Raw genomic sequence first — 5,740 nt, forward strand, 5'->3', positions numbered from 1 at the left:
CTTGTGCTGTTGGGCTGGTTTTTTTTTTAAAACCACAGAGGCCGGGCGGCGGGGCAGTGGGCACCCTCAACCCGTTGGCACCGCAGCCCGGAGTGCTCCGGCCGACGGGTGTGCGGTCCCGCTGGCCGTAGGAGAGGCCACGACGCAGTCAGGGCAGAGAGCGTCGAGTCCTCGCTCTGTCCTCCTGTGCGGAGAGGACAGAAGCTTTACGCCATTCATTGTGGACTAGACCAATCGAGGATGTCCATGGATCCGATCAGATTGGATGACCCTGGATCTCCGTCGGCCGCTCGTGCCCACACCCTTCATCACGGGCGCCGCACGCCGCCGGTTCACCGCGCGGGTACGCTCGCATGCGTGCCCTCCATGAACGACCTCGTACGCCAGCACACGGATCTGGCGGAATCCGACCTCGAATGGCTCCATCTGCTGGTCTCGGAGTGGCAGCTGCTCTCCGACCTCTCCTTCGCCGACCTGGTGCTCTGGGTCCCCACCCGGGACGGCACCCGCTATGTGTCCGTGGCGCAGATGCGGCCCAACACCGGCCCCACCTCGTACCAGGACGACATGGTCGGCCATCTGGTGCCCCGGGGTCGCCGTCCGCTGCTGGACGCGGCTCTGGACGAGGGGAGGATCGTGCGCGAGGGCGATCCGGAGTGGCGGGAGGAGGTGCCGGTGCGGGTCGAGTCCATCCCCGTACGCAGGGAGGGACGGGTTCTCGGCGTCATCGCCCGCAACACCAATCTGCTGACCGTGCGGACGCCGTCGCGGCTGGAGCTGACCTATCTCCAGAGCGCCTCCGACCTGGCCCAGATGATCGCGGCCGGGGCGTTCCCGTTCCCTGGTCAGCAGGTCGATATGGATGCCTCGCCCCGGGTCGGTGACGGACTGATCCGGCTCGACGCCGACGGTGTGGTGCAGTACGCCAGCCCCAACGCGCTCTCGGCCTACCACCGGCTGGGGCTCGCCTCCGATCTCGTCGGCCATCACCTCGGCCAGGTCACCGCCGAACTGGCGCCCTCCCGGGGGCCGGTCGACGAGGCCCTGGTCAAGATGGCCAGCGGTTACGCGCCCCGGGAGACCGAGGTGGAGGGCAACGGCGGGGTGATCCAGTTGCGTGCGATCCCGCTGAAGCCCAAGGGGACCCGGATCGGTTCGCTGGTACTGCTGCGGGATGTCACCGAACTGCGCCGCCGTGAGCGCGAGTTGATAACCAAGGACGCCACCATCCGGGAGATCCACCACCGGGTGAAGAACAACCTTCAGACGGTCGCCGCGCTGCTGCGCCTCCAGGCGCGGCGGATGGACTCGGAGCGCGGCCGTGAGGCCCTCAGCGAGGCGGTACGGAGGGTGGGCTCCATCGCCATCGTCCATGAGACGCTCTCGCAGAACCTCGATGAGCGGGTCCAGTTCGACGAGATCGCCGACCGGGTGATCGCGATGGTCGCCGAGATCTCCCCGGGCAAGGTCGCCTGCCGTCGTACCGGGCGCTTCGGCATCCTTGACGCCGAGGTCGCCACTCCGCTGTCGATGGTGCTCACCGAGGTGCTCCAGAACGCCTTGGAGCACGCCTTCTCGGCCGGTGAGCGGGGCACGGTGGAGGTTTCGGCGGTCCGGGGTGACCAGCGCGCCGACAGCCGTCTGCTGATCACCGTCCAGGACGACGGGCGGGGTCTGCCGGAGGGGTTCGACGCCCACCGGGCGGGCAATCTGGGGCTTCAGATCGTCCGCACCCTGGTCGAGGGCGAGATGGGCGGCTCCTTCGACATGCTGCCGGTACCGCCGCCGGGCCGTGGCACCCGTGTGGTGCTGGACATCCCCGTCAGCGCCCAGAAGTGATCCCGGTATGAGCGGAGCGTGACCGGCGGGGGAGTGGACACAGCAGCGAGCCCCGGATCGTCAGGGACGATCCGGGGCTCGAATGCTGTGGGTGGTACTGCTGCGCGCTGCGACTCGTGGGCGGTGAGTGCGTACTCGCTGTACGCGCCGCCGGAGGCTCAGGCTGGTGCGGTGGCGATCAGGCGCTCGCGTTACGCGCCCGGTTGCGAGCGGCGCGGCGCTTCATCGCGCGGCGCTCGTCCTCGCTGAGGCCACCCCAGACGCCGGAGTCCTGGCCGGACTCGAGCGCCCACTGCAGGCACTGCTCCATGACGGGGCAGCGGCGGCAGACGGCCTTGGCTTCCTCGATCTGCAGCAGCGCAGGACCGGTGTTGCCGATGGGGAAGAAGAGCTCGGGGTCTTCCTCGCGGCAAACGGCGTTGTGACGCCAGTCCATGGCTGCTACCTCTCCTTGGTATGACATGCAAGTTGCTTGTGAATGTGAACGCTTTCACGAATCCCCCCGCAAGGGAAGGGTCAACCGCCCAGCATGCTGGCGTTGTCCTGAGCTTCGAGGAGGGGTTCTGGCGGTCTGTGGGGGCCGATGTCGCGGGCCGTCCCGATCGCCATGAAGAGACTCGCAAACCTCGGCGACGGATACAACCCCTTCCGGAAACTTTTTTTTGATTCCTCGGTGTCGACTAGGTCACAGCCGTACTTCTATGGGGTGGAGTGCAGTCCGTACGTTCGAGATAAAGGCCCTTTGGCTCTTCTACTCACACAATCACACGCAGTGCATGGCGTACGCCTGTGAACGTCACGCTGGTGCGGAGTCCGAGGTGGTCGCCGTCCATCTGGAAAGGCAGCGGAACCTTTGAATTCAAGGTGAACTCATCAAGGTCGTGGAGAGTGACCGCGTGCTTACCGCGAGGTCCCCGCTCGGGGCTGGAGGTGAGCAGCTGTGTGGCGTACCGGGTGATCGCGGGAGTGGAGAGACGGGCCAGTCCCAGCACGTCGAGGCCGCTGTCGAAGGAGGCGTGGGGCGCCGCGTAGATCGCCCGGTTACCGAGATAGGTCCAGGGCGAGGTGTTGCAGATTATGGAGAGCGCGAGATCGTCGACCGGTTCGGCGCCGGACCGCTCCAGGGAGATCGTTCCGAAGCGGCGATGGGGATCATCGAGAAACTGCCGCATGACCTGGCGGACATAGAGCGCGTGCGTGGAACGCTTTCCGCGCTCACGCTGCCGCTCGACCCGGCCGATGACGCTCGCGTCGAATCCCAGGCCCGCGCAGAAAGTGAACCAGCGGCCCGGAACGGCCTCGTCCTCGGTGCCCGGTGTGCCCGTCGCGTACCCCAGTCCGATGGTCCGCTCGCTCTGTTCCGCGAGCGCGTCCAGAATGGCGCCGGTCGCCTCGACGGCGTCGTTCGGCAGACCCAGCGCGCGGGCGAAGACATTGGTGGAGCCGCCGGGGACGACGGCGAGGCGGGGCAGGCGCTCGGGGTCGGGGCCCTGGTGGAGCAGACCGTTGACGACCTCGTTGACGGTGCCGTCGCCGCCGAGGGCGACCACCAGGTCGATGTCCCGGGACTCGGCGGCCCGGCGCGCCAGATCGCGGGCGTGGCCCCGGTACTCGGTGGTGACGGCCTCCAGCTTCATCTCGCTGGCCAGGGCGTGGATCAGGACGTCACGGGTACGCGCACTGGTGGTGGTTGCTGCCGGGTTGACCACGAGGAGAGCGCGCATGCCGTGCAGCGTACCTACTCGGCGGTCAGCGGGCACAGCCCCGGGTCCGCCCCCGGGGCCCGCGCGGACCGGGCTACCCTGCTGGGGTGAGTGACGACCAGAGCCCCCGCCCCACCCGCCTGACCGCCGCCGCGGCGGTGTCCGGTCTGGAGGGCTTGGCACTGGTGGGCTACGGCCTCTACATGCTGGTGATGGGCCTGCTCGGCCGCCCGGAGAGCCCGACCCAGGCGGAGATGGGCGGAGTGACATTGATCGCACTCGGCGCCCTGCCGCTCGCGGCGGCCGCCGGGCTGCTCAAGCGCCGGAGCTGGAGCCGGGGTCCCGCGCTCATCACCCATCTCATGGCCCTGATCCCGGCCTGGACGCTGCTGCGCTCCACGGGCGGGCTGATCCCGTTCGGCATCCTGATCGCCATCGTCGCCGTGACCGGTCTGGTGCTGGTCGTGCACCCGGCGACCACCCAGGCGCTCGACATCCGCGGGCCCGGTACACGCGACGCCTGACCGCTCGTGACCGGTCCCGCGGCGGGCAGGTGAGGAGGGGCGGGCGCGGAGGCGGCGGGGCCGGACCGCCGCGCCCGGCGGGTCACTCCTCGACCAGCAGCTTCTCGCGGAGCTGGGCCAGGGTGCGGGCCAGCAGCCGGGAGACGTGCATCTGGGAGATGCCGACCTCCTGGGCGATCTGCGACTGGGTCATATTGCCGAAGAAGCGCAGCAGCAGGATCCGCTTCTCCCGCGGGGGCAGGCCCTCCAGCAGCGGCTTGAGGGACTCCCGGTACTCGACGCCTTCCAGCGCCTCGTCCTCGGCGCCCAGGGTGTCGGCGACGGCGGGGGACTCGTCGTCGGTGTCCGGGACGTCGAGGGAGAGTGTGGAGTAGGCGTTGGCCGACTCCAGGCCCTCCAGGACCTCCTCCTCGGAGATCCCCAGCCGCTCCGCCAGTTCATGCACGGTCGGTGAGCGGCCGTGCTGCTGGGAGAGCTCGGCCGTCGCCGTCGTCAGGGCCAGCCGCAGTTCCTGGAGACGGCGCGGGACGCGCACCGCCCACCCCTTGTCCCGGAAGTGGCGCTTGATCTCGCCGACCACGGTCGGCGTCGCGTACGTCGAGAACTCGACGCCACGCTCCGGGTCGAAGCGGTCCACCGACTTGATCAGGCCGATGGTGGCGACCTGGGTCAGGTCATCCAGCGGTTCGCCGCGATTGCGGAAGCGGCGGGCCAGGTGCTCGACCAGCGGCAGGTGCATCCGGACGAGCTGGTTGCGCAGTTCCGCGCGCTCCGGGGAGCCGTCGGGCAGCTCGCGGAGCGCGATGAACATCGCCCGTGCGCCGCTGCGGTCAGGGGGACCGCCGTGCCCGTGCTGCTGTCCCTCGTGTTCCTGGCGTTGTTCCTGCCGCTGTTCCCGCGGCTGTTCTTGCCGCTGTTCGCGCTCGTGCTCCTGCTCGGTACGCTCGCTCATTCCGGCCGCCTTCCCCCGGGGCTTCGCCTGGGGGGTACCCCCAGCCTGCGCCTGCTCCGCCGCGGCCGTCTGGCCGTCGAGTCCGTCCACCGGGTGCGGCCGGGCCTGCTGCTCCGGGAAGTCCCGCACCGCCGGTGGGTCGTTCCACACCGGGCCGTCCCCGCTTCTCACGCCGGTCCGGGTCCCGCGCCGCGCTGTTTGTACAGGCTGATGGAGACCGTACGGTCGGGGGCGACCGAGGAGTCCACCTTCCCGGCCAGTGCGGAGAGCACCGTCCAGGCGAAGGTGTCGCGCTCCGGGGCCCGGCCGTCGGTGGTCGGGGCTGAGACCGTGACCTCCAGCGAGTCGTCGATGAGCCGGAAGACGCAGCTCAGTACGGAGCCGGGCACCGCCTGCTGGAGCAGGATCGCGCACGCCTCGTCGACCGCGATCCGCAGATCCTCGATCTCGTCGAGGGTGAAGTCCAAACGCGCCGCTAGACCGGCCGTGGCCGTACGCAGCACGGACAGGTAGGCACCCGCAGCGGGCAGCCGGACTTCCACGAAGTCCTGAGTTTCGGGCTCGCCTGCGATCTGGGACACCCTCACCTCCAAGGTGACACATGCTCTTTCGGGGCCCCGGGGGCGATCCCGGGGCCGTGGCGGCGCCGGCGGGGCCCCGGCGGTAAAAGCCCCCCGCGCCGAAGACGCACCCAGGTGGGGGGTACCCCCGCCCCCCCCCAC

The 5,740-nt window shown here is 69.5% G+C and carries 6 protein-coding genes; 2 read left to right on the plus strand and 4 right to left on the minus strand.

Going from position 1 to position 5,740, the window contains the following annotated elements:
* Nucleotides 1–366 precede the first annotated feature (366 nt).
* Nucleotides 367–1,839 carry a PAS domain-containing sensor histidine kinase gene (locus ACFVIM_RS32020; protein ID WP_384308949.1) on the plus strand — a complete coding sequence of 491 codons (1,473 nt, stop codon included), beginning with the start codon at nt 367–369 and terminating at the stop codon, nt 1,837–1,839.
* Between the two features lie 178 nt (nt 1,840–2,017).
* Here ACFVIM_RS32020 and ACFVIM_RS32025 read toward each other — a convergent pair whose 3' ends face one another.
* Together ACFVIM_RS32025 and ACFVIM_RS32030 are read right to left on the minus strand one after the other, a co-directional pair.
* Nucleotides 2,018–2,275, minus strand: coding sequence for a WhiB family transcriptional regulator (locus ACFVIM_RS32025; protein ID WP_003953983.1), 258 nt, complete (start codon nt 2,273–2,275; stop codon nt 2,018–2,020).
* Nucleotides 2,276–2,594: 319 nt separating this feature from the next.
* Entirely contained in the window at nt 2,595–3,563 is a 969-nt protein-coding gene (locus ACFVIM_RS32030; RefSeq protein WP_384308937.1) for a diacylglycerol/lipid kinase family protein, read from the minus strand.
* Between the two features lie 86 nt (nt 3,564–3,649).
* Between ACFVIM_RS32030 and ACFVIM_RS32035 the strand changes: the two genes are divergently transcribed.
* Nucleotides 3,650–4,066, plus strand: a complete 417-nt coding sequence (locus ACFVIM_RS32035; RefSeq protein ID WP_384308940.1) for a hypothetical protein — start codon at nt 3,650–3,652, stop codon at nt 4,064–4,066.
* A gap of 82 nt (nt 4,067–4,148) precedes the next feature.
* Here ACFVIM_RS32035 and ACFVIM_RS32040 read toward each other — a convergent pair whose 3' ends face one another.
* Both ACFVIM_RS32040 and ACFVIM_RS32045 read right to left on the minus strand, forming a co-directional pair.
* Entirely contained in the window at nt 4,149–5,189 is a 1,041-nt protein-coding gene (locus ACFVIM_RS32040) for an RNA polymerase sigma factor SigF (RefSeq protein WP_384308943.1), read from the minus strand.
* The gene (locus tag ACFVIM_RS32045) at nt 5,186–5,599 is read right to left on the minus strand and encodes an anti-sigma regulatory factor (protein WP_384308946.1); all 414 of its coding nucleotides are present in this window, start codon (nt 5,597–5,599) and stop codon (nt 5,186–5,188) included. The genes ACFVIM_RS32040 and ACFVIM_RS32045 overlap by 4 nt, the downstream gene beginning before the upstream one ends.
* Nucleotides 5,600–5,740: the final 141 nt, after the last annotated feature.

The sequence above is a fragment of the Streptomyces sp. NPDC057638 genome (assembly GCF_042800315.1).
Lineage (GTDB): Bacteria > Actinomycetota > Actinomycetes > Streptomycetales > Streptomycetaceae > Streptomyces.

Excerpts from the sequence above, each read along its gene's own strand:
- ACFVIM_RS32020 (WP_384308949.1), top strand. The coding sequence starts at position 367 with ATGAACGACCTCGTACGCCAGCACACGGATCTGGCGGAATCCGACCTC.
- ACFVIM_RS32025 (WP_003953983.1), bottom strand. The coding sequence starts at position 2,275 with ATGGACTGGCGTCACAACGCCGTTTGCCGCGAGGAAGACCCCGAGCTC.
- ACFVIM_RS32030 (WP_384308937.1), bottom strand. The coding sequence starts at position 3,563 with ATGCGCGCTCTCCTCGTGGTCAACCCGGCAGCAACCACCACCAGTGCG.